General features: G+C 70.9%; 17 protein-coding genes and 1 pseudogene. 10 read left to right on the top strand and 8 right to left on the bottom strand.

Annotated elements, in window-relative coordinates:
- Window positions 1-6: 6 nt before the first annotated feature.
- Together J8M51_RS03000 and J8M51_RS02995 are read right to left on the bottom strand one after the other, a co-directional pair.
- Window positions 7-228 carry a hypothetical protein gene (locus tag J8M51_RS03000; RefSeq protein WP_086761421.1) on the bottom strand — a complete coding sequence of 74 codons (222 nt, stop codon included), beginning with the start codon at window positions 226-228 and terminating at the stop codon, window positions 7-9.
- A 181-nt stretch (window positions 229-409) separates the two neighbouring features.
- Window positions 410-583: a hypothetical protein gene (locus J8M51_RS02995; RefSeq protein ID WP_179203385.1), complete on the bottom strand. Its 174-nt coding sequence runs from the start codon at window positions 581-583 to the stop codon at window positions 410-412.
- Between J8M51_RS02995 and J8M51_RS46440 the strand changes: the two are divergent.
- Window positions 531-686 (top strand): annotated as a pseudogene (locus J8M51_RS46440) (XRE family transcriptional regulator); the annotation flags it as partial. The gene J8M51_RS02995 and the pseudogene J8M51_RS46440 overlap by 53 nt on opposite strands.
- A gap of 56 nt (window positions 687-742) precedes the next feature.
- Here the strand turns inward: J8M51_RS46440 and J8M51_RS02985 are convergent.
- Together J8M51_RS02985 and J8M51_RS02980 are read right to left on the bottom strand one after the other, a co-directional pair.
- Window positions 743-1,063 (bottom strand): 4a-hydroxytetrahydrobiopterin dehydratase, encoded by a 321-nt coding sequence (locus J8M51_RS02985; RefSeq protein WP_179203386.1) that lies wholly within the window; start codon window positions 1,061-1,063, stop codon window positions 743-745.
- Window positions 1,064-1,065: 2 nt separating this feature from the next.
- Window positions 1,066-2,331 carry a Twin-arginine translocation pathway signal gene (locus tag J8M51_RS02980; protein WP_256966071.1) on the bottom strand — a complete coding sequence of 422 codons (1,266 nt, stop codon included), beginning with the start codon at window positions 2,329-2,331 and terminating at the stop codon, window positions 1,066-1,068.
- A 91-nt stretch (window positions 2,332-2,422) separates the two neighbouring features.
- Here J8M51_RS02980 and J8M51_RS02975 point away from each other — a divergent pair, with 91 nt between their 5' ends.
- Window positions 2,423-2,638, top strand: coding sequence for a hypothetical protein (locus J8M51_RS02975; RefSeq protein WP_236067290.1), 216 nt, complete (start codon window positions 2,423-2,425; stop codon window positions 2,636-2,638).
- A 243-nt stretch (window positions 2,639-2,881) separates the two neighbouring features.
- Here J8M51_RS02975 and J8M51_RS02970 read toward each other — a convergent pair whose 3' ends face one another.
- Window positions 2,882-4,327 carry an MFS transporter gene (locus J8M51_RS02970; RefSeq protein ID WP_086761429.1) on the bottom strand — a complete coding sequence of 482 codons (1,446 nt, stop codon included), beginning with the start codon at window positions 4,325-4,327 and terminating at the stop codon, window positions 2,882-2,884.
- 81 nt (window positions 4,328-4,408) lie between these two features.
- Here J8M51_RS02970 and dusB point away from each other — a divergent pair, with 81 nt between their 5' ends.
- Together dusB and J8M51_RS02960 are read left to right on the top strand one after the other, a co-directional pair.
- Window positions 4,409-5,563 (top strand): tRNA dihydrouridine synthase DusB, encoded by a 1,155-nt coding sequence (dusB, locus tag J8M51_RS02965; protein ID WP_216587041.1) that lies wholly within the window; start codon window positions 4,409-4,411, stop codon window positions 5,561-5,563.
- 285 nt (window positions 5,564-5,848) lie between these two features.
- Entirely contained in the window at window positions 5,849-6,835 is a 987-nt protein-coding gene (locus J8M51_RS02960) for a polysaccharide pyruvyl transferase family protein (protein WP_267298942.1), read from the top strand.
- 95 nt (window positions 6,836-6,930) lie between these two features.
- Here the strand turns inward: J8M51_RS02960 and J8M51_RS02955 are convergent, their stop codons facing one another.
- Together J8M51_RS02955 and J8M51_RS02950 are read right to left on the bottom strand one after the other, a co-directional pair.
- Window positions 6,931-8,871: an amylo-alpha-1,6-glucosidase gene (locus J8M51_RS02955; protein ID WP_267298941.1), complete on the bottom strand. Its 1,941-nt coding sequence runs from the start codon at window positions 8,869-8,871 to the stop codon at window positions 6,931-6,933.
- A complete protein-coding gene (locus J8M51_RS02950; RefSeq protein ID WP_086758060.1) occupies window positions 8,868-10,394 on the bottom strand; it encodes an MGH1-like glycoside hydrolase domain-containing protein in 1,527 nt (508 codons plus the stop codon). Before J8M51_RS02950 ends, J8M51_RS02955 begins: the two co-directional genes overlap by 4 nt.
- A gap of 212 nt (window positions 10,395-10,606) precedes the next feature.
- Here J8M51_RS02950 and J8M51_RS02945 point away from each other — a divergent pair, with 212 nt between their 5' ends.
- The 6 genes from J8M51_RS02945 (at window position 10,607) to J8M51_RS02920 (ending at window position 19,285) form a co-directional block, all read left to right on the top strand.
- Window positions 10,607-11,827, top strand: coding sequence for an ROK family protein (locus J8M51_RS02945; RefSeq protein ID WP_179203213.1), 1,221 nt, complete (start codon window positions 10,607-10,609; stop codon window positions 11,825-11,827).
- Window positions 11,828-12,244: 417 nt separating this feature from the next.
- Window positions 12,245-14,992: a pyruvate, phosphate dikinase gene (gene ppdK / locus J8M51_RS02940; protein WP_086758062.1), complete on the top strand. Its 2,748-nt coding sequence runs from the start codon at window positions 12,245-12,247 to the stop codon at window positions 14,990-14,992.
- Window positions 14,993-15,295: 303 nt separating this feature from the next.
- Entirely contained in the window at window positions 15,296-15,715 is a 420-nt protein-coding gene (locus J8M51_RS02935; protein ID WP_086758063.1) for a hypothetical protein, read from the top strand.
- 64 nt (window positions 15,716-15,779) lie between these two features.
- The gene (locus J8M51_RS02930; RefSeq protein ID WP_086758065.1) at window positions 15,780-16,466 is read left to right on the top strand and encodes an ABC transporter ATP-binding protein; all 687 of its coding nucleotides are present in this window, start codon (window positions 15,780-15,782) and stop codon (window positions 16,464-16,466) included.
- Window positions 16,463-18,760: an FtsX-like permease family protein gene (locus J8M51_RS02925; protein ID WP_086758067.1), complete on the top strand. Its 2,298-nt coding sequence runs from the start codon at window positions 16,463-16,465 to the stop codon at window positions 18,758-18,760. Before J8M51_RS02930 ends, J8M51_RS02925 begins: the two co-directional genes overlap by 4 nt.
- A gap of 174 nt (window positions 18,761-18,934) precedes the next feature.
- On the top strand, window positions 18,935-19,285 hold the full coding sequence (locus J8M51_RS02920) for a hypothetical protein (RefSeq protein ID WP_086758069.1): 351 nt from the start codon (window positions 18,935-18,937) through the stop codon (window positions 19,283-19,285).
- 59 nt (window positions 19,286-19,344) lie between these two features.
- Here the strand turns inward: J8M51_RS02920 and J8M51_RS02915 are convergent, their stop codons facing one another.
- Window positions 19,345-20,706 carry a condensation domain-containing protein gene (locus tag J8M51_RS02915; RefSeq protein WP_256965338.1) on the bottom strand — a complete coding sequence of 454 codons (1,362 nt, stop codon included), beginning with the start codon at window positions 20,704-20,706 and terminating at the stop codon, window positions 19,345-19,347.
- Window positions 20,707-20,922 lie beyond the last annotated feature (216 nt).

The raw sequence follows: 20,922 nt of genomic DNA, 5'->3' as shown, positions 1-20,922 counted from the left end.
GGGGCGTTACGAGTCGGTACGGGACGACCCCGTCGGGTCCACCGTCGCCTGATGCGCCTCGGCGAGGTGTTCCTCCGCCTTCAGCCACGGCAGGAACTGCGCGCCCTTGCGCCAGCCGCAGGTGTCGCAGCTGATCGTGCGCTGCACCCCCGAGCGCTGGACCCGCACGGTGTGTTCCCGCCCGTGCTGGTCCCAGCGGCTCACCTTGCTCGTGTTGATCTGCTGCATGACGTCTCCAGCCGGCACCCCCACGGTTCCGTGACCGTGGGATCAGTGAGGTCCGTGAGGAGTGTGCGGCAAGACCAACATCAACGGGGCGGAACGGCCGATGAGTTATCCCATTGGTGACCGGGGTCACCGGGGTCACCAGGATTACCCGGGTCACCGTGCCCCCTCCGGCCTGTCTCGCTCATCGCACCACGCGCGGCAGCCGTGTGCTCAGCCCCACCGTCAGCACCACCCCGGCCAGTTGGACCAGCAGGGTCACCACCAGGGCGTCCCGCATCCCCATCCCCGGGGCCAGCCCCAGGAAGCGGCTGCGCACCGAGTCCGCCGAGTTCCGCGCGGCCTGGGAGCGCCACATGGTGACGTACGTACCGGTCGACGAGGAGACCCGGAGGCGACTGGAGAGACTGCACGCGCTGGCGCTGGAGCGGGAAGGAAACGGGGAGGGACCGCATAGGTGATTCCGACACCACCGAGCCTTACCGGATCACCGAGCCGGGCGCTGCCGTGTGGGCCGTCAGTTGTCGAGCGGCTCGGCCAGGTGCGCCTGCGCGATCGCGTCGATGCGCCGGGCGAGGTCGAAGTCCGCCTCGGTCAGCCTGTTTCCCGCGTCGTGGGTCGTGATCCCGAACCGCACCTCGCCCCACCGCAGGTCGATGTCCGCGTGGTGGCCGATCAGCCGCTCGACGTCCGCGACGTGCACGATCATCGCCACCCCGCCGTGGTACCGGATCCCGTAGGTGCGGGTGATCTCGTCTCCGACCCGCCGCCACCCCGGCACGCCCTCCAGCGCTGCCGTGATCTCGTCCTCGGTCAGTGGCACCGGTGTCTGCGCCACGCTCAGCTCCCCTCGGTCACGGGTGCCAGGACTTCCGCGAGATCCTGGCCGACCGGCGCATCCTGCCATGGCCGCATCACCCGCTGAAGGGTGACCAACTCCCGCCGCATCCGGGCCGACCGGGTCTCGGCGGCGATGCCTGCCGCCGTACGCGCGATCTCCACCGCCTGTTCGGGCTCACCCGCGCCCGCCGCCGCTGTGGCGTGCCTCGCCAGGTACACGCCCCGGTCCCTGCGGGCCGTCTCTGGGACGGCATCGAGGACCTGTGACCAGAGAGCCACGGCCTCGCTGCCGAGCCCGAGCCGGCCGTAGCAAGTGGCGCGTTGGATTTCCAGGTAACCGGGCGTACGACGGCACGCGTTACCCCACGGCAAGTCGTCGTCGACCCTGCCAAGAAGTCCGTCCGCATGGTCGATGAGCCGGTCCACAGCCCCCCGGTCACCGGCGAGGCTGGCGCCGTGAGCCTGTTGCTGCATGGCCATGATGCGGACCTTCGGCACCAGCCGGTGGAGATCCGCCAGGGCGGCTTCGCACAGGTCGATGACCGCGGGGCCGTCGCCGAGGTCGGTGCGTACCTGGGCCTGGTTGACGAGGCTGTAGCCGATCAGGTGCGGATCCCTCGACCGCATGGCGATCTCCTGGGTGACGCCGCGCCAGAACGCGGCGGCCTCCATGTCACCGGCGTCCTGATAGAGCCAGCCCACCAGCGCGGCGTACGCGGCACCGGCCCTGAGGAGACCGCGCCGGGTCTCGCCTTTCGCCGAGCGGACGAGCTTGTCGATCAGCTGGTACTGCGCGGACACAGTGCCGATCAGGTCGTGCGGGCCGAGGAACATGTCCGCCCGATAGTGGCCCTCCAGCTGCTGCTGGAAGTAGTCGATCAGCGCGGGGTCGACGTGCTGAGGGGCAAACGGGCCGGGAGCCAGGGCCGCGTCGGTGACGGACGCGAAGGTGCGGCGCCGCACATGCTCCTCTTCGTGGTGCTCGGGTCGGATCCACCCTGGCGGGGTGGCGAATCCCAGGTCTTCGGGCCAGCGGCCGAGCGCGTCGTGGATGACGATGGCTGTCTCCTCCGGCGGCCAGCCGGGGCGGTCGCCTTCCCACCGGCGCCACGTGCGTGGGGACACCGTGAAGTGCGGGTCGTCGAGGAGTTGTTGCCCGTGCTCGGTGAGCCGGGTGGCGGCCTGCTCGACGGTGCGCCAGCCCGCCCGGAGCCGGGCGGCCCTGAGTGCGTCGTTGCGGCCCACGCGTCCAGTCCGGAGTGTCATCGTGCCGTCTCCCGGCCATGGCCGCCACGTGGCCACGGATGGCCACGGCACGGCCTAGCTGCGTCTTCTCGTGCCCGCCCATCATCGCGGTATGAGTATGCGACGTGCACCGAACACGATGGATCCACCACCCTTTCTGGGGCTCCCGCCCGCCGAGCCCCAGCCGACGGCGGACTGCCGGGTGTGCGCGGACTGGGCCCGGCAGCGCGGGGAGGCCAGGGCACGTGACGACTTCTCGCGGGTCTCGGACTTCAACGTTCTGATCCGCGGCCACCACCCGCCGCGTCGGAAGCGGAGGAAGGTGTGAACGGACGGACGCCTCGTGGCCCGCAACCGCTGCGGCTGCCGGACCGGCTCCCTGGCGAAGCGCGGTACGGGGCGTTCATGACCCATCTGACGGGCTGCGCCGACTGCGGGTACGGGCAGATCCACTGTCCTGAGGCCACCGAGCTGTGGCGGGCCTACAGGGACGCCAGGAACGTCACGAAGTAGCGAACCTGAGCCGGAGGGCAGGCGTGTTCACCCGGCGCCGCGACCCGGGTCGCGATGCCTACGACCCCACCCCCGCCGCGTCCCGTACCTCCACCGACTCCAGCCGCTCCGCCGTGCGGGCGGCGGTTCCCCGGGCCCAGGTGCCCGTGGTGAGGGCGCCCAGGACGAGGACGGCGAAGCCGCAGGCGGTGAGGATCCACCAGGCGGGGCGGGCGGCGGAGACGAAGGCGTCGGAGTAGGAGGAGGCGCCGATGCCGGCCGCCAGGACCGCGCCGATGACCGCGACGCCGAGGGTCTGGCCGATCTGGCGGCTGGTGGAGGCGACCGCGGCGGCGACGCCGGCCTGGGTGCGGGGCATGCCGGAGACGGCCGTGTTGGTGATGGGCGCGTTGACGAAACCGAAGCCGAGGCCGAAGAGGACGTAGCCGATGACGAGGGTGACGTTCTCGGTCTCGGCCTCGAACGCGGCGAAGAGCACCCCGCTCGCGGTCATCGCGATCCCGGCGATGAGGAGCGGCAGACGGGGGCCCCGGCTGCCGACGAGCCGTCCGGCGATCGGCGCGCAGACGAAGCACAGCAGCGCCATGGGGAGCATCCACAGACCGGCGTGCAGGGCGTCGAGGCCACGGACGTTCTGCAGGTACAGCGTGGAGAGGAAGAGGAAACCGCCGAGTGCGGCGAACGCGCTGACCGCGATCACCGTCGCCCCGCTGAACGGCGCCGAGCGGAAGAAGCGCAGGTCGATCAGGGGTTCGTCGCGGCGGGGCTCGTAGCGCAGCAGGGCGAGCAGCGCGGCCAGGGAGACCGCGCCGAGGGCGAGGGTCTCGGCGAGCGGCGCGGTCGGCGCCTCGATGATCGCGTAGGTGAGGGAGCCGAGCAGCGCGATCACGAGGAGTTGGCCGACGGGGTCGGGGCGGCGGGCCTTCGGGGCGCGGGACTCGGGGACGAACCGCCAGGTCAGCAGCAGTGCGGCCAGGCCGACCGGCAGGTTGATCCAGAAGATCGAGCGCCAGCCGACCGACTCGACCAGGAGTCCGCCGATGATCGGGCCGGCGGCCATCGAGATGCCCACCACCGCACCCCAGACACCGATCGCCCGCGCCCGCTCGCGCGGGTCCGTGAAGGTGTTGGTGATGATCGACATCGCGACCGGGTTGAGCATCGAGCCGCCGACCGCCTGCACCATCCGGAAGGCGACCAGCGATTCGAGGTTCGGGGCGAGGGAGCACAGCAGCGAGCCGATCGCGAACACGACGAGGCCCGCCATGAAGACCCGCTTGCGGCCGATCCGGTCCGCGGTGGAGCCGGCCAGCATCAGCAGCGCCGCGAGGACGAGGGTGTAGGCGTCGATGGTCCACTGGAGCCCCGCGAGGCTCGCGTTCAGATCGCGCTGCATCGCGGGCAGGGCGACGTTCAGGACGGTGTTGTCCAGGCTCACGATCAGGAGGCTGGTGCAGCAGATCGCGAGCACGAGCAGACGGTGTCGGCGGCTGAGCTCGGGCATGCGGCCCATCGTACGCCCGACTCGATAGTGCGCCTAACTAATGAATGGCGAGCATGCGTCCATGTGCGTGACAATGGGGGAATGTCCACGCCCGTGTCCCTCGCGCCCGCCCCCCTGCGGATCGGCCCGCACACCGTCACCCCGCCCGTCGTCCTCGCCCCCATGGCCGGGATCACGAACGCGCCCTTCCGCACCCTGTGCAGGGAGTTCAGTGGCGGCAAGGGCCTGTTCGTCAGCGAGATGATCACCACGCGGGCGCTGGTCGAGCGCAACGAGAAGACCATGCAGCTGATCCACTTCGACGCGACCGAGAAGCCGCGCTCGATCCAGCTGTACGGAGTGGACCCGGCGACCGTCGGCAAGGCCGTGCGCATGATCGCGGAGGAGGGCCTCGCCGACCACATCGACCTCAACTTCGGCTGCCCGGTCCCGAAGGTGACGCGGAAGGGCGGCGGCTCGGCCCTCCCGTACAAGCGGCACCTGTTGCGGGCCATCCTCCGCGAGGCCGTGAGCGGGGCCGGTGACCTCCCGGTCACCATGAAGATGCGCAAGGGCATCGACGACGACCACATCACCTTCCTCGACGCCGGCCGTATCGCCGTCGAGGAGGGGGTGACGGCCATCGCGCTGCACGGCCGCACCGCCGCCCAGCACTACGGCGGCACGGCCGACTGGGACGCCATCGCCCGCCTCAAGGAGCACGTCCCCGAGATCCCCGTCCTCGGCAACGGCGACATCTGGTCGGCCGAGGACGCGCTGCGGATGGTGCGGGAGACCGGCTGCGACGGCGTGGTCGTCGGGCGCGGCTGCCTCGGCCGGCCCTGGCTCTTCGCCGATCTGGTCGCCGCCTTCGAGGGCCGTACGCAGGACATCGCGCGCCCCGCCCTCCGCGAGGTCGCCGCCATCATGGTCCGGCACGCCACGCTCCTCGGCGAGTGGAGCGGCGACGAGACCAAGGGGGTCGTCGACTTCCGCAAGCATGTGGCCTGGTACCTCAAGGGCTTCGCCGTCGGCTCCGAGATGCGCAAGCGGCTCGCCATCACCTCCTCCCTCGCCGAACTCCGCGCCGGACTGGACGAGTTGGACCTCGACCAGCCCTGGCCGGCCGGCGCCGACGGTCCGCGCGGCCGTACCTCCGGCAACAACCGCGTGGTCCTGCCGGACGGCTGGCTCAAGGACCCGTACGACTGCGCGGGTGTCGGTGAGGATGCCGAACTGGACACGTCCGGCGGGTAGTTGCCCGATCGAGCGTGCCCGTTCTGTCGGTGTTCCGGTCGTTGTGCGGCCGGTTTCCGTCATCTTGGAATGAGTGGGGAAATGTCCGGGTAGCGCCTTTTGGTGTGCGGAGCGAACGAGACCCCGAAGAAGCCGGCCAGGGCACCGTCGAAGCGACCCTCGCGGAAACCGCCGGCCCCGCAGTGCAAACCCTCCAGGCCCCCCGCCCCGTGCGTTCCGCCCCCGTCCTACGTCCCCCACTGCGCCCACCACGTCTCGTACGTCCTGACCGTCCTGGACCGGCTGGTGCCGGCCGGCACCCGGTGCGCGGTCATCGGCGCCCCGCTGAACTCCAACGTCGGCGACAGTGCGATCTGGCTCGGCCAGCGCGCGCTGCTCGGCGCGCTCGGGGCGGACGTCCGCTACGCCTGCGACCTGATGTCGTACGACGCCGGGCAGCTGGCGGCCTGCCTCCCGGAAGGCCCGATCATGCTGACGGGCGGCGGGAACCTCGGCGATCTGTGGGAGGACAGCCAGCTCCTGCGCGAACAGGTCCTCCGGGACTTCCCGGACCGCCGGATCGTACAGCTGCCCCAGTCCGTGCACTTCACGGACCACACCAAGCTCACCCGCGCCCGCCGCGTCTTCGACGCCCACCCCGACCTCACCCTGCTGCTGCGCGACCGGCACAGCCTGCACCGCTGCCGCACCGTCTTCGAGGCCCCGGCCCTGCTCGCCCCCGACCTGGCCTTCGCGGTGCCGCCGGACGCGCTCACCGGCGGCACGGCCGCCCATGACGTGGTCTGGCTGGCCAGGGAGGACAAGGAGTCGGCGAAGGGGCCACCGGCCGGCCGGGGCGCGACGCGCGGGGGCCGCGCGGGCCCGTACGTCTTCGACTGGACCCGGGAGGGCACCGGACTCGACTGGCGCCAGGCCAAGGAGGCGCTGTGGCGGAGCCGGGCCCGGGCCCTGTGCCGGGCCGGCTCCGGCGACCCGGCCGGCGCCGTCCCCGCCCTCCTCGCCGCCTACGACGGCCTCGCCCGCCTCCAACTGGCGCGCGGCTGCCGCCTGTTGACCGCCGGCCGGGTCGCCGTCACCGACCGCCTCCACGGCCATGTCCTCGCCCTCCTCCTCGGCCTCCCCCACGTCCTCGTCGCCGACCGCTACGGCAAGGCCCGCAGCTACTGGGACACCTGGACCACCCACCGCCCCCCGACCACGGAATGGGCATGGACGGAGATGGAGGCGAGGCAGCGGGCGGGACGGCTGCTGGCGGAACTCCAGGCCCCGTAAGGGGCGCGGGGAACTGCGCGAGCAACCACGATGGACCCGCGGCCCGCCGACCACCCACGCCCCGATGGCGCCCATCGGCTCATCCAGCGGAGCGGCTAGGCGCCCCCGACGGCGGTCAGCAGGGCGAGCGGCGCCGCCGCGGACCGCGCCTCGCGCACACACGCGTGCGGATACGGCACCGGCACCGGATGCGTGTCCCGCCCGTACCCCGCGAGAACCTCCGGCAGCCGGTACCCGGCCGCCACCGCCGCGTCCACCATCCCGGAGGCCACCGCCCGCGCCTCGTCGTGCAGTCCGTACCGCGCGAGCCCCAGCGTGATCAGCGCGTTGTCGTGCGGCCACACCGACCCCCGGTGGTACGACAGCGGGTGGTAGGCGGGCTGACCGGCGGCCAGCGTCCGTACGCCCCACCCGGAGAAGAAGTCGGGTTCGAGGAGCCGCCGCCCGACGACCTTCCCGTACTCCTTGTCCAGCAGCCCCGACCACAGCAGATGCCCCGCGTCCGAGGCGAGCGCGTCGACCTGCCGCCCCTCGCCGTCCAGCGCCAGCGCGGGGAAGTCGTGTCCGGCCATCCAGAAGTCCCGCTGGAACCGGTCCCGGAGGTCCCCGGCGGCCTGCTCCAGCAGGGCCGCGTACACCTCGTCCTCCCACACCGCGCGGGCCAGTACGGCGGTGCGGCGCAGCGCGTCGTACGCGTACCCCTGAGCGCCCGCCGCCATCACCGGCCCGGCGGCGGGCCGGCCGCCGTCGGCGGAGCAGATCGAGCCGGGGGAGTCCTTCCAGTTCTGGTTGGCGAGGCCGCCCTGGTCGGCGCGGTAGACGAGATAGCCGCGCGAGGTGAGACCGCCGTGGTCGAGCATCCAGCCGACCGCGGCCCGTGCGTGGGGTTCGAGACGGCGGGCCAGGGTGACGTCGCCGGTCTGCTCGACGTACGCGCCCAGCAGGACGAGGAAGAGCGGGGTCGCGTCCACCGAGCCGTAGTAACGGCCGTACGGCACCTGTCCGAAGTGCGCCAGCTCGCCGTGCCGCATCTCGTGCACGATCTTGCCGGGCTGGGCCACCGAGCCGACACCGACCTCGGTCGCCTGGGCGGCGGCCAGCGCGAGCAGGGTGGCGGCGGCCGGCTCCGGCCGGTAGGGGAGGGTGAAGAGGGAGGTCAGCAGGGCGTCCCGGCCGAGGAGGGTGAGGAACCAGGGCGCCCCGGCCGCGGGCACCCGGAGCGTCTCGCCGTCCGGTCCGGTCGCCGCGACCTGGAGCGCGGCGAGGTCGGCGAGGCCCCGCGCACAGGCGGCGGCCAGCTCCGGCCAGCCGGTGGGGAAGGCCACGCCCGCCATGAACTCGCCCTCCAGCGCGAGGAGTTGATCGTGCACGGCGGCAGCGGAGCGCGGCACCCGGATGGCCCGCCGGTCGCCGTGCGGCCGTGCCATGACCCGCAGGGTCAGCTCCGCCGAGGCGTGCGGGTCGACATCGAGGGCCCAGACCAGGCGCCGCGCCCCCGTCCCGGTCTCCTCCACGGCGTCCGGCGCGGGCTCGGCCGTCACCGTCGTGCACGACCGCCACTCGCCGCGCCGGTAGCTGAACTCCACCCCGTCGGCGAGGACTTCGCGCTTCCTGACGACACCGCTCTTGGCGTACGTACGGAAGTCGGAGCGCAGCTCGAACTGGTCGGTGAAGTCGGCGTCGACGGTGATCGCGATCCGGACCGTGGTCGCCACCGGGCGGTTGCTCGTGACCCGCAGCGTCTCCACGAACGCGCTGTCGGCGACGGCCTGTTCACGGAAGAGCGTGTACGCGGCCGGCTCCCGGCGCCCGCCCCTGGGCACCAGCACACAGCGCGCGGTGTCGCCGTCGGTGACCGGGGTGAGCGTCTCGGGAACCGCGCCGTCGACGGTCAGCTGCCACCGGCTCAGATGCCGGGCGTCCCGGACGAACAGCCCGTCCGGTGAACTGCCGCCCCGCACCCCGCTGATGTCGCCGCCGTCGCCCACGGCGGCGAACGTCCCGCCGCGCACGAGCAGGTGATGCCGGTCCGTCATCCTCGGTCCCCTCCCTGGTCACTCATGCCGAACATGGCCTGGCCGTCGCGCTCTTCGTGCCGGTGGTGATGGTGATCGTGGTCGTGGTGCGGCTCCGGGCCGGGCCCGCGGCCGTGGTCGTCCCGGTGCAGCAGATCGAGGGTGAGCGCGGCGGTCCAGCCGAAGCCGAGCGCTCCACAGGCCTCACCGGTGTACGGGTCGACGTACTCGGCGAACCCGGAGGCCCCCGCGGTCTCCAGCACCGCCGCCCGCAGCGCGTCCGCCCGCGTCTGCTCCCCGTGCACTCTGAGCCCCCGCTCCAGCAGCCAGTTGGTGTTGAACCACGCGGGGCCGCGCCAGTAGCGGTGCGGGTCGAAGGCCTCGCCGGTGAGGTCGTACGAGGGGACGAGCCGGGTGGCGCTGCCGAGCCCGAAGCGCGGTCCGTGGACCGTCCGCACGAGCGCGGCCACGATGTCGCGGGGCAGGCCGGGGAGCAGCAGGGGGACGAGCCCGGAGACGCCGCGCTCGGGGACGAGGGTGTCCGTCACGGTGTCGCGGCACAGGAACATGCCCTCGGCCGGGGCCCACAGCCGCTCCACCAGGGCCGCCGTCAGCCGTTCCGCGCGGGCGTGGCGGGCCGTGCCCGGGGCGCCCAGCTCCTTCGCGATCCGGGCGAGGGCGTGCTCGGAGGCGATGAGCAGGGCGTTGAACGCCGGGTCCTCCACGGCGAACTCGCCTCCGGCGGCCCCCCTTCTCCCGTCGACCCGGTCCCGGTCCCGGTATCCGGCGTCGCGGTAGTCCGCCGCCAGCCGTACGTACCGTCCGTAGTCCAGATCCGTCGGCCGGTCCTCGGCCGCGCCGTGGTCGAGGTCGGCGCGGCGGAAGGAGCGGGCCGGTGCCGGGGTGATCCGGGCGAGGGGGGCGTCCCAGGCGGGGCTGTTGTCCATGCCCTGCTCCCAGGGGTGGACGACCGAGGCCAGCCCGCCGCCGCCCAGGTCGCGGCGGTGCAGCAGATAGCGGTGCCAGGCGGCCAGCGGCGCGTACACCCGGGACAGGAAGCCGCGCGCCCGGGACAGCCCGGGGTCGGCGAGATGCACCAGCCAGGCCGCCAGCGCGTGCACCGGCGGCTGCACGATGCCCGAGGTCTGGACGGCGCGCGGGGCGCCCGCGGCGCGTCCCGCCGTGGAGGAGCGCCAGAAGTCGGGGCTCGGGAAGTACGCGTCGAGCGGTACGGCGGGGTTGAAGACGATGTGCGGGATCCGCCCGTCGCCCCACTGCGCCGCCAGCAGTGTCTCCAGCTCGGTCTGCGCGCGCAGCGGCGACAGATGCCGCAGCCCGATCGCGATGAACGCCGAGTCCCACGACCACTGGTGCGGATACAGCTTGCGCGACGGCACCGTGGAGCGGCCCGTCCAGTTGTCGGCCAGCACCCGCGCCGCCGCGCGGCGCAGCGGCGGCGACGGCACGGCCGGATCGTATACATCGCGTCCGACGTGCCCACCCGCGCCGGGCCGGCGGGCGGTGAGCTGGGTTGTGCGGTCCACGCGGGGCTCCCTGAGGAGAAGGTGCCGACCGGTTCGGCAGTAGCTACCGTAGGGTTACGTCTACTTAACACGCAAAACTCAATATGTAATGCAGAGTTGGTGAACGCAAGAGGGTGAGCGGGAACGGCTGAGCCGGGGGCCGCGACAATGGCGGCACCGAGGACACCGTGCGAACCGCATGGGAACCCGACGAGAACCGGGTCGAGAACGACATGAGCGGAAGGGCCGTGAACGTGGGCAGTCACGCCGGTGCCGGAGATCTGCTGGAGCTGGTCCGCAGCGGCCGGGCCACCACCCGCGGCGCGCTCCAGCAGGCCACGGGCCTGTCCCGGGCCACGGTCGGCCAGCGCCTGGACCGGCTCTTCCGCGCCGGCTGGCTCCGCGAGGGCGCCGGCGGTCCCGTCGGCTCCCCGCTGGGCGGACGCCCTTCCATCACCCTGGAGTTCGACGACGAGCACGCGGTCGTCCTCACCGCCGACCTCGACACCCGCCACGCCCGCGCCGCCGTCCTCTCGCTCACCGGCGAGATCCAGGCCGAGCACACCGGTGTCCTGGTGATCGAGGAGGGCCCCGATGCCGTACTGGACGAACTCGGGCGCTGGTTCGCCGAGTTGCTGGAGAAGGCGGGGCGGCCGGCCGACGCGGTCTGCGGCGTCGGCCTCGCGGTGCCCGGCCCGGTGGACACCGAGACCGGCCGTGTCGTCCAGCCGCCGATCATGCCCGGCTGGGACGGCTACGACATAAGAGGCCGGCTGGTCCGCGCCTTCACCGAACACGCGAACGGCCCGGCCGCCGTCCCGGTCCTCGTCGACAACGACGCCAACCTCATGGCGTACGGCGAACAGCGCACCGGATACCCGGACTGCTCGGCGTTCGCGCTGGTCAAGGTGTCCACCGGCATCGGCGCGGGGGTGGTGGTCGGCGGCTCGATATACCGGGGCGTGGACGGCGGCGCCGGGGACATCGGCCATATCCGGGTCCCGCAGGGCGCGGACGCGCTGTGCAGATGCGGTTCGTACGGCTGTCTGGCGGCGGTCGCGAGCGGTGGCGCCGTGGCCCGGCGGCTGGCGGAGGCCGGGGTCCGGGCGGCCTCGGGATCGGATGTACGGGATCTGCTGACCGCCGGGCATCCCGGGGCGACGGCGCTCGCCCGGGAGGCGGGCCGGGCCGTCGGGGACGTCCTGGCGACGGTCGTGACCCTGCTCAACCCCGGCGTTCTGATGATCGCCGGCGATTTGGCCGGAACCCCCTTCCTCACCGGTGTACGCGAACTGCTCTACCAGCGCGCCCTGCCGCGCTCCACCGCTCATCTGGACGTGGTGACCTCGAAGCTGGGGGAGCGGGCGGGGCTGGTGGGGGCGGGTGCGCTGGTCGTCGAGCATCTGTACGCGCCGGAGCGCGCCGAGCGGAGACTGGCCGCGCTGGGGGTGTGACAGGGGTGTTTCCGTCCCGAGACCGTCCCGCGGAGCGGTCCGCATGGTGAAATCACGCCCCCTCGAACTGCGTGATTCTCGCCACCTCTGATAGGGGTTGCGCTCAGATGAGCGAGTCATGGGCGGTTCTGCGACTTCAAGGGGTGGCACTGGGTGCCACCCTTTGATCGTTCATCGAGCGAACTCAGGCGTGTCGATTGCCGCTCAGGTGAGCGAAAAGGCGGTCATCTGGGAGAGGCTGCCTTCAAGAGGTGAACACATTCGCCCGCTACTCCTTGCCAAGCCTTGACTTTCGATCTCCTGGCGGACGGGTGGTTACAGGCGCATGACGCGCAAGTGGACGTACCCAGGTGCCTTCGATCTGGGTATGTTCCTCGCCGTCAGGGCAGCCACCGCGTCCTCAAGGAGTTGGGACCTGTGTCGGAAAACAAAGATCCCCACGTAGGCCACGTAGCTCAGAGCGTTGAGGGCGTGAAGTTTGTTTATGACTTCACCGAAGGCAACAAGGACCTCAAGGACCTCCTCGGCGGCAAGGGCGCGAACCTCGCCGAGATGACCAACCTCGGTCTCCCCGTGCCTCCCGGCTTCACCATCACCACCGAGGCCTGCAAGGTCTACCTCGACAGCGGCGACGAGCCCGCGGCACTGCGTGACGAGGTCACCGCCCACCTCGCGGCCCTTGAGCAGAGCATGGGCAAGAAGCTCGGCCAGGCCGACGACCCGCTCCTCGTCTCGGTCCGCTCCGGCGCCAAGTTCTCGATGCCCGGAATGATGGACACGGTCCTCAACATCGGGCTGTCCGACAAGTCGGTCCAGGGCCTGGCCAAGCAGGCCGGCGACGACCGCTTCGCCTGGGACTCCTACCGCCGTCTCATCCAGATGTTCGGCAAGACGGTCCTCGGCGTCGACGGCGACCTCTTCGAGGAGGCGCTGGAGGCGGCGAAGACGGCCAAGAAGGTCGTCGTCGACACCGAGCTGGAGGCCGCCGACCTCAAGAAGCTCGTCACCAAGTTCAAGAAGATCGTCAAGACCGAGGCCGGCCGGGACTTCCCGCAGGACCCCCGCGAGCAGATGGACCTCGCCATCCACGCGGTCTTCGACTCCTGGAACACCGACCGGGCGAAGCTGTACCGCCGCCAGGAGCGCATCCCGGGCGACCTGGGTACGGCGGTCAACGTCTGTTCGATGGTCTTCGGCAACCTCGGCCCCGACTCCGGCACCGGCGTCGCCTTCACCCGCGACCCCGCCTCCGGCCACCAGGGCGTCTACGGCGACTACCTCCAGAACGCCCAGGGCGAGGACGTGGTGGCGGGCATCCGCAACACCGTCCCCCTCGCCGAACTGGAGGCCATCGACAAGAAGTCGTACGACCAGCTGATGCAGATCATGGAGACCCTGGAGAACCACTACAAGGATCTCTGCGACATCGAGTTCACCATCGAGCGCGGCCAGCTGTGGATGCTCCAGACCCGCGTCGGCAAGCGCACGGCGGGCGCCGCCTTCCGCATCGCGACCCAGCTGGTGGACCAGGGCCTGATCGACGAGGCCGAGGCGCTCCAGCGCGTCACCGGCGCCCAGCTCGCGCAGCTGATGTTCCCCCGCTTCGACGAGGAGGCGAAGGTCGCCCAGGTCGGGCGCGGCATCGCCGCCTCCCCGGGCGCGGCGGTCGGCAAGGCGGTCTTCGACTCGTACACGGCCGTGAAGTGGTCGCGTTCGGGCGAGAAGGTCATCCTGGTCCGCCGTGAGACCAACCCCGACGACCTCGACGGCATGATCGCGGCCGAGGGCATCCTCACCTCGCGCGGCGGCAAGACCTCCCACGCGGCCGTCGTCGCGCGCGGCATGGGCAAGACGTGTGTGTGCGGCGCGGAGGAGCTTGAGGTCGACACCAAGCGCCGCCGGATGACGGTCCCCGGCGGCCATGTGGTGGAGGAGGGCGACCTCATCTCCATCGACGGCTCGTCCGGCAAGGTCTACCTCGGCGAGGTCCCGGTGGTCCCGTCCCCCGTCGTCGAGTACTTCGAGGGCCGGATGCACGCCGGCGCCCAGGACGCCGACGAACTGGTCGAGGCCGTCCACCGCATCATGGCCTTCGCCGACCGCAAGCGCCGGCTCCGGGTGCGTGCCAACGCCGACAACGCCGAGGACGCGCTGCGCGCCCGCCGCTTCGGCGCCCAGGGCATCGGACTCTGCCGTACGGAGCACATGTTCCTCGGCGACCGCCGTGAACTGGTCGAACGCCTGATCCTGGCCGACACCGAGGTCGAGCGCGAGGAGTCCCTCAAGGCCCTGCTGCCGCTGCAGAAGAAGGACTTCGTGGAGTTGTTCTCCGCGATGGACGGCCTCCCGGTGACGGTCCGTCTCCTCGACCCGCCGCTGCACGAGTTCCTCCCCGACATCACGGAGCTGTCCGTCCGCGTGGCCCTGGCGGAGTCCCGCCAGGAGCCCCACGAGAACGAACTCCGTCTCCTCCAGGCCGTCCACCGCCTGCACGAGGCGAACCCGATGCTGGGCCTGCGGGGCGTACGCCTCGGCCTCGTCATCCCCGGCCTCTTCACCATGCAGGTCCGCGCCATCGCCGAGGCGGCTGCCGAGCGCAAGAACGCCAAGGGCGACCCGCGCGCGGAGATCATGATCCCGCTCGTCGGCACGGTCCAGGAGCTGGAGATCGTCCGCGAGGAGGCGGACGCGGTGATCGCGGAGGTGGAGGCGGCGACGGGGACGTCGCTGAAGCTGTCGATCGGCACGATGATCGAACTGCCGCGCGCCGCCCTCACGGCCGGTCAGATCGCGGAGGCGGCGGAGTTCTTCTCCTTCGGCACGAACGACCTGACCCAGACGGTGTGGGGCTTCAGCCGGGACGACGTCGAGGCCTCCTTCTTCACGGCCTACCTGGAGAAGGGCATCTTCGGGGTCAGCCCCTTCGAGACCATCGACAAGGACGGCGTCGGCTCCCTGGTGAAGCTGGCCGCGGAGGCCGGCCGCGCCACCCGCCCCGACCTCAAGCTCGGCGTCTGCGGCGAGCACGGCGGTGACCCCGAGTCCGTCCACTTCTTCCACGAGGCCGGCCTCGACTACGTCTCCTGCTCCCCGTTCCGCATCCCGGTCGCCCGCCTGGAAGCGGGGCGTGCGGCCTCGCAGTCCATCGGCAGCGACCACCGCTGACCCCTCCGTCCCACCCCGACCCCGGAACCGCCGCTCGTCCCCGACCGACCCTCACCGATGGGCGGCGGTTCCGGCTCACGAAGAGAAGGCGGCACCCTGTGCGGGGGTGCCGCCTTCTCTGTTCGGGGGCTTGGTTTGTGGGGCTCGGTTTGTGGGGGTGTGCATCTTTTGTTGCCTCGTGTGCTTCAAGATCACCTGATTCGGTGGTGATGGGGTAGGGCGATCGTTTCTTTGCGTGCGCGCGGCATTACATTCCGTAATTGATGGTGGTCGTTGGGGCCGCTGGTGGTTACGGAGGGGCGCATGAAGAAGATGCTGGTCGGGATCGTGGCGGCGGGGCTGATGCTGTCGGGGGCGGGGGCGGCGCTTGCTGCGCAGAAGGGGAAGATTCCGCTGCTCCGGTCGGCTGGTGTCCAGTTCGAGCGCGGGACCTACAAGTTCAATCCTCCTGGTACCGATCACGGCTCGTTCGAGTGGGCCGGAGATCTCAAGGACGCCTACCCCGAAGACGGTCACAACGTGTACGTGCAGGTCGGTGTCGAAGGGCACGGCTGGGCGCGGTACTACGGGAAGCAGCGGAGCACGGTACGCATCCGTCACTCCGACTGGAGCGGAGCACAGCAGTACACGGACGACGCGAAACTCCGGGTGTGTCGTGACCGGGGCTCTCTGCGGCCCGACAACTGCTCGCCCACCAAGTACTTCTCGTACGAACTCCGCTGAGCCCACCCGGCATCCACAGCCCAGGCGTCCTCGCCTGGGCTCGTGCTCTTCTTAGGGGAACGAGATCAAGACATCAGAAGTCCTGTGCGCCAAGGGAGTCGACCTTCTCTACGGTGAGACCCCCGCAGTCAGGAACGCCGAGATCACCCTGAGCCGGGGGGAGGTCGCGGCGATCACCGGGCAGAGCGGCTCGGGGAAGTCCTCGCTGCTGTACTGCTTGGCCGGGGTGTTGCCGGTGGCCAGTGGTGAGGTCCGATTCGAGGGGCGCCGCCTCGGTGACCTGGATGACGAGGAACTCAGCGAGTTGCGCCGAGAACGGTTCGGGTTCGTCTTCCAGTACGGCGAGTTGCTACCCGAGTTGACGGTCGAGGAGAACACCGCGCTTCCTCTGCGCCTCGCCGGACAGCGCAAGAAGGAGGCGCATGCCGCTGCCGGAGAGGTGCTCGGCCGCCTCGGGCTCGCGGATCTGCGCGAGCGGCGGCCCTCACAGGTTTCCGGGGGCCAGAGTCAGCGGATCGCGGTGGCTCGAGCGCTGGTGCACCGTCCCGCTGTGGTCTTCGCCGACGAGCCGACGGGATCGCTCGACAGCGGCAACGCCGCTGCCGTGCTCGAAGAGTTCCTGACCCTTGCCCGCTCGCAGGGAACCGCGGTGGTGCTGGTGACACACGACTCAGAGGTGGCGGCCTGTGCGGACAGCCGCTACACGATGCGCGACGGCGTCCTCTCCGCTCAGGTGAGGGAGGTGTCGTGAGGGAACTCGTCCTGGGGCTTCGGCTGTTGATGGGGGCGGGGCGGGGCAGCCGGGTGCGTTTCCTGCTCATGGTCGTGGGGAGTGCCGTCGGGGTGGGCTGTCTGGCCATGGTTCTGGCGATTCCCGGGATTCTGGCCGCGCAGGACGGGCGTAAGGCGGCGCGTGAGCCGGATTGCGTCACGGACCCGCACCGTTTCGCCTGTGTTGTACCCGAGGGCGGCTCCTCCCTGCTGACCAGGACGGACCCTTACGCCGCGGAACCCCTCACCCGCGTCTTCGTGGTCCGAGGGGACAAGCCTGCCCAACCACCGCCGGGTCTGGGTGAACTTCCAGGTCCGGGTGCGCTGTTCGTCTCTCCCCGGTTGAGCGAGATTCTGCGGCGGGAGCCCGGCCTGGCTCAACTGCTGCCAGGTACGCAGCGAGGAACCATCGGTGCCCAAGGGCTGGCTCACCCCGACGAGTTGTACGCCTATGTCGGCGTAGGCCGGGGAGAGCTGGAGGGCGGCCAACCCGTGGGGTTCTTCGGCAAAGAGTCCGCGAGCCTGCCGACGGTGGACCCGTCGACTCTCGACATCGTCCGGTTCACGCTGGCCGGCGTCGTCCTTCTGCCCTTGGCCGTGTTCCTCTCCGTGTGTGCCCGGCTCTCCGCGGCCGCTCGCACCCGGCGGCTGGCGGCACTGCGGCTGCTGGGACTGAGCAGGAGGGGCACCCAGAGGGTCAATGCCGCCGAGACGGTCGCAGCGGCCTTGCTGGGTGCCGTGCTCGGTCTGGGTATCTACGAGGTAGCCAACCAACTCGTCTCGAGAGTGGGGGTGCCAGGCTTCAAGTGGTACCCCTCGGACGGTTCGTTGTCCCTGTCCACCGCCCTGGCCTGCCTCTTCGGCTGTCCGACCCTCGCTTGGTTCGTGGGCCGGGCGAGCGCGAGGAAGGCGGCGGAGAACCCGTTGGCCGTCCGTCGCAGCGCAGCGGAGAGGTCACCCGGAAAGTGGGGTCTGCTCCCACTGGTTCCAGGACTGGGGATCGTGATGGGGTATTGCGTGGCCGGTGCGACGGGCAACGCACCCCGGGAGACGGCACTCTCCTCGATCCTCATGCCGCTTGCCGTCGTTCTGGTCGGCGTCGGGCTGGTGATGATGCTGCCGGTCTTCTCGCGAACGCTCTCCCGGAAAGTGGCCCGAGCCACCCACTCGGTCTCTCTGGGCCTTGCCATGCGGCGCAACGAGATCGAGGCCGGGGGCGCACTGAGGGTGGCGACCGGACTGGTGATCCTGGTCTTCGCGGCGTCGCTCGTCCAGGGAGTACTCATCGAACTGGACCAAGTGAGCAAGAACACCTTGCCCGTCCAGGAGTACACGATTCCGCTCAAGGGTGTCACCGACGAGAAGCAGCGGGCCTGGCAGCAGGTGAAGGGCGTTCGCGCGCACGCGGTGGTCATGGAGTCGCGGACCAGCGCGGACATCGACCACATGGTTCCGGCCATCCGTGCCGTGGTGGCCACCTGCGCGCAGCTGCGCGGAATGCTGCCCCGGGTCGACAACTGTGTGGACGACCGCCCGGTACGGCTCTGGGATCCGGGTCAGCTGTACGCAGAGGCCAGCAAGCCCGGAGCGACCTTCCTCTTCGACATGCGAAGGGGAGGCGAGCGGCACGCCATGAAAGTAGCGGTGCCACGACAGACACTGCGGTTCAGCGGCTACCCGGGCTGGCCGATCTTCGGCAGCGGCGACGTACTGGTGCCGCCCTCCGCGCTTCCGGAAGGTTTCCGCCCCGACTCCGCCACCCTCACCCTCCTCAGCAGCTCAACCCCCGAGACGGTCCGTCAGGTACTGGACGGCATCGGCGGCGTGGACCCCACCACGGAGGTCGACACACCGGGGGTGGTGGTCACATCGCTGCAGCAGATCACCGTGGTGAAGAGTCTGCTGGGCATCGGGATGGTCCTCGGCCTGATCATCGGCGTAGCCGCCTACCTCGTCGCCGCCACGGACCGCGCCGTGGAGCGAAAGCCACAGGTCACCGCGTTGTCACTGCTCGGCGCGCGGCCGCGTACGCTGCGGGCCGTGCAAGTGGCGCAGGTGGTGGTCCCGTTGGCCGTGGGGCTGGTGCTGGCCGTGGTCGCCGGGAAGCTGGCGGAGTCCAGCTATCTCGTGACCGGGGGCGGCGCCGTCTACTGGGACGGCGCCGGAATCCCCCTGCTGCTGGCCTGCGCACTCGGCGCGGTGGCCGTCGCCGCCATCGGCGCGCTGCCGCTCGTCGGGCGGCGGATCGACCCGGAGCTGATCCGGCGGGACTGACGCGACGGCGGCCGTGGTGAGACAGGACAGGAGAGGGCGGCGTCCCGCACCGGGCACCGCCCTCTCCCGCGGGTCCGGCGCAAACCCGGTGGCTGCCGGGCCGAGTCCGCGGATACCGTCGGCCCCCCGGCCGGCCGAACCCGCGGTCGCCGCGCAGAGAAGGCGGACCGATCCGTGAGCAGGCAGCCGACGAGGACGTTGTGGCGGCCCACCGGCCCCGTGGAGCTGGGATTGGTGCGGGACTCGGGATGGCGGGCCTGGCCGCCGAGGCTGCCCGAGCAGCCGATCTTCTACCCGGTCCTCGACGAGGCGTACGCGGTGAAGATCGCCCGGGACTGGAACGTGAAGCACGACGGGGCGGGGTTCGTCACCCGGTTCGAGGTGGACGCCGAGTTCCTGCGGCGCTACCCCGTGCGGCAGGCCGGCGGCGAGACGATCCTCGAATTGTGGGTGCCGGCGGAGGAACTGGACGAGTTCAACGCGCACCTCGTGGGTCGGATCGAGGTCGTCCACGAGTTCCGGTGAGCCGGGGCCGGCGGCCCGGTCGATGTGACGGGACGCCGCCGCCGGCCCCTCTGCGCAGGTCAGTTCCGTGCCGTCGATGCCGTCGTCGCCTCCCGCGACGGCCGTGGGATGGACAGCGCCCGCCCCGCGTCCCGTTCGCCCGCCATCTCCAGCAGGACCCGTACGAGTTCGTCGTGCAGGGCGTCGCTGATCTCATGTGCCTGGGGTGTGTCGACATGCAGCATGTTGACGTGGAGGCCGGTGGCGGTGCGGTGGAACCAGTGGCTGATGCCGTTGCCCCGGGCCGCCCAGACGTGCAACCTCGGGTTCCAGAGCGGGTGGTGGAGGCCGCCGGGCGTCCGCCGGAAGTCGATGTAGGAGAAGAAGTTCACCGGACACGGCCAGTGGTGGAGGGAGAAGGTCTCCGGGGCCAGCAACTCCCAGGCCCGCACGAAGGGCACGCCGGTGTGCCGCTGCAGCTCGCCGTACGCCGTGCGCGCCCGCGCAATGGTGGTGGCGTGGTCCGTGCCGCCCTCGGCCACTTGGAACTCGATCGGCATCGTGTTCACGAACCAGCCGATGGAGTGCAGCCAAGGGTTCGGGGCTTCCCCCGTGACACCGAGGGCCCCCTCGTCGTCCGCCGTCCGTTCGCTGACGGGCAGCAGGCCCCGGTAGACCCCCGGCCCTCCGAAACGGTGCTGGGCGGTCGCCGCGGCCGCCAGTACGGCCGTGAAGACACTGCCGCCGGACGCGCGGGCGCCCGCCGCCAGGGCGTCGGTCCGGTGGGGGTCCAGGAGGGGGAGCGCCCGGTTCACCAGGGGGTACAGCTGGTCCTCGGGGACGCCCAGATCGAAGGGGAACCTGGGGAAGAAGCCGCCGTTGCCGCGGATGAAGTCCTTCCAGTACGCCAGGCGGTCGTCGTCCGCGCCGAGGGCGGCATACCGGCGGCGCTGGTTGTCGCCGAAGGTCAAATAGCTTCCCGTGGACGGGAGTTCGGGGGTGCGCCTCGCGGTGAGGGCGGCGTACGCGGTCTGGAGCTCGTTCACGACGACGGGCATGGACAGGCCGTCGCACACGATGTGGTCGAAGCAGAGATAGACGGTCGCGCTCGCCTCGCGGACCACCGCGCCCATCAGGAACAGCGGCCAGGAGAGCGTGTCGATGCTCTTGAACGTCTTGTCGAGGTGGATGTGCAGATCGTCGCCGGTGTGGAAACGGCCGACCTCCTCCGCCTCCAGGACCATGGACTCCGGTGCCAGCGCCGTGCAGTTCAGGTCCCCGGCCAGGCGCCGGAACTCGCTGCGCAGCACCTCGTGCCGCCGCACGAGGAGCAGCAGCGCCGATTCCAGCGCCGCCGTGTCCAGCCGGCCCGCGATCTCGAAGGTGACCGTGATCGAACTGGCGATTCCGTCACTCGTGTTCCGAGACGCCTCGGACGACAAATGATGCTTGTCCTGATTGAACGATGCCGATGCCGATGCCGATACGGAAGAAGCGGAAGCGGAAGTGGAAGGGGAAGTCGAAGAGGGAGGGAAAGGGAGGGGGGAGTTCTTTTCTTCTGGAGAGGAGTTCCTTGTTCGCAGGGACCAGGAGATTACGGTCCCAGGTTCGACGGTGGCTTCTGAGAACGGGATTTGCAGCACTCGGGGCCTTCGTTC

It is taken from the genome of Streptomyces griseiscabiei, assembly GCF_020010925.1.
GTDB lineage: Bacteria > Actinomycetota > Actinomycetes > Streptomycetales > Streptomycetaceae > Streptomyces > Streptomyces griseiscabiei.
This window is presented reverse-complemented; position numbering and strand designations above follow the sequence as displayed.

Coding starts and splice junctions, on each gene's coding strand:
- J8M51_RS02935 (WP_086758063.1), top strand. CDS start 15,296: ATGAAGAAGATGCTGGTCGGGATCGTGGCGGCGGGGCTGATGCTGTCG.
- J8M51_RS02975 (WP_236067290.1), top strand. CDS start 2,423: ATGAGTATGCGACGTGCACCGAACACGATGGATCCACCACCCTTTCTG.
- J8M51_RS02970 (WP_086761429.1), bottom strand. CDS start 4,327: ATGCCCGAGCTCAGCCGCCGACACCGTCTGCTCGTGCTCGCGATCTGC.
- dusB (WP_216587041.1), top strand. CDS start 4,409: ATGTCCACGCCCGTGTCCCTCGCGCCCGCCCCCCTGCGGATCGGCCCG.
- J8M51_RS02945 (WP_179203213.1), top strand. CDS start 10,607: ATGAGCGGAAGGGCCGTGAACGTGGGCAGTCACGCCGGTGCCGGAGAT.
- J8M51_RS02995 (WP_179203385.1), bottom strand. CDS start 583: ATGTGGCGCTCCCAGGCCGCGCGGAACTCGGCGGACTCGGTGCGCAGC.
- J8M51_RS03000 (WP_086761421.1), bottom strand. CDS start 228: ATGCAGCAGATCAACACGAGCAAGGTGAGCCGCTGGGACCAGCACGGG.
- J8M51_RS02980 (WP_256966071.1), bottom strand. CDS start 2,331: ATGACACTCCGGACTGGACGCGTGGGCCGCAACGACGCACTCAGGGCC.
- J8M51_RS02955 (WP_267298941.1), bottom strand. CDS start 8,871: ATGACGGACCGGCATCACCTGCTCGTGCGCGGCGGGACGTTCGCCGCC.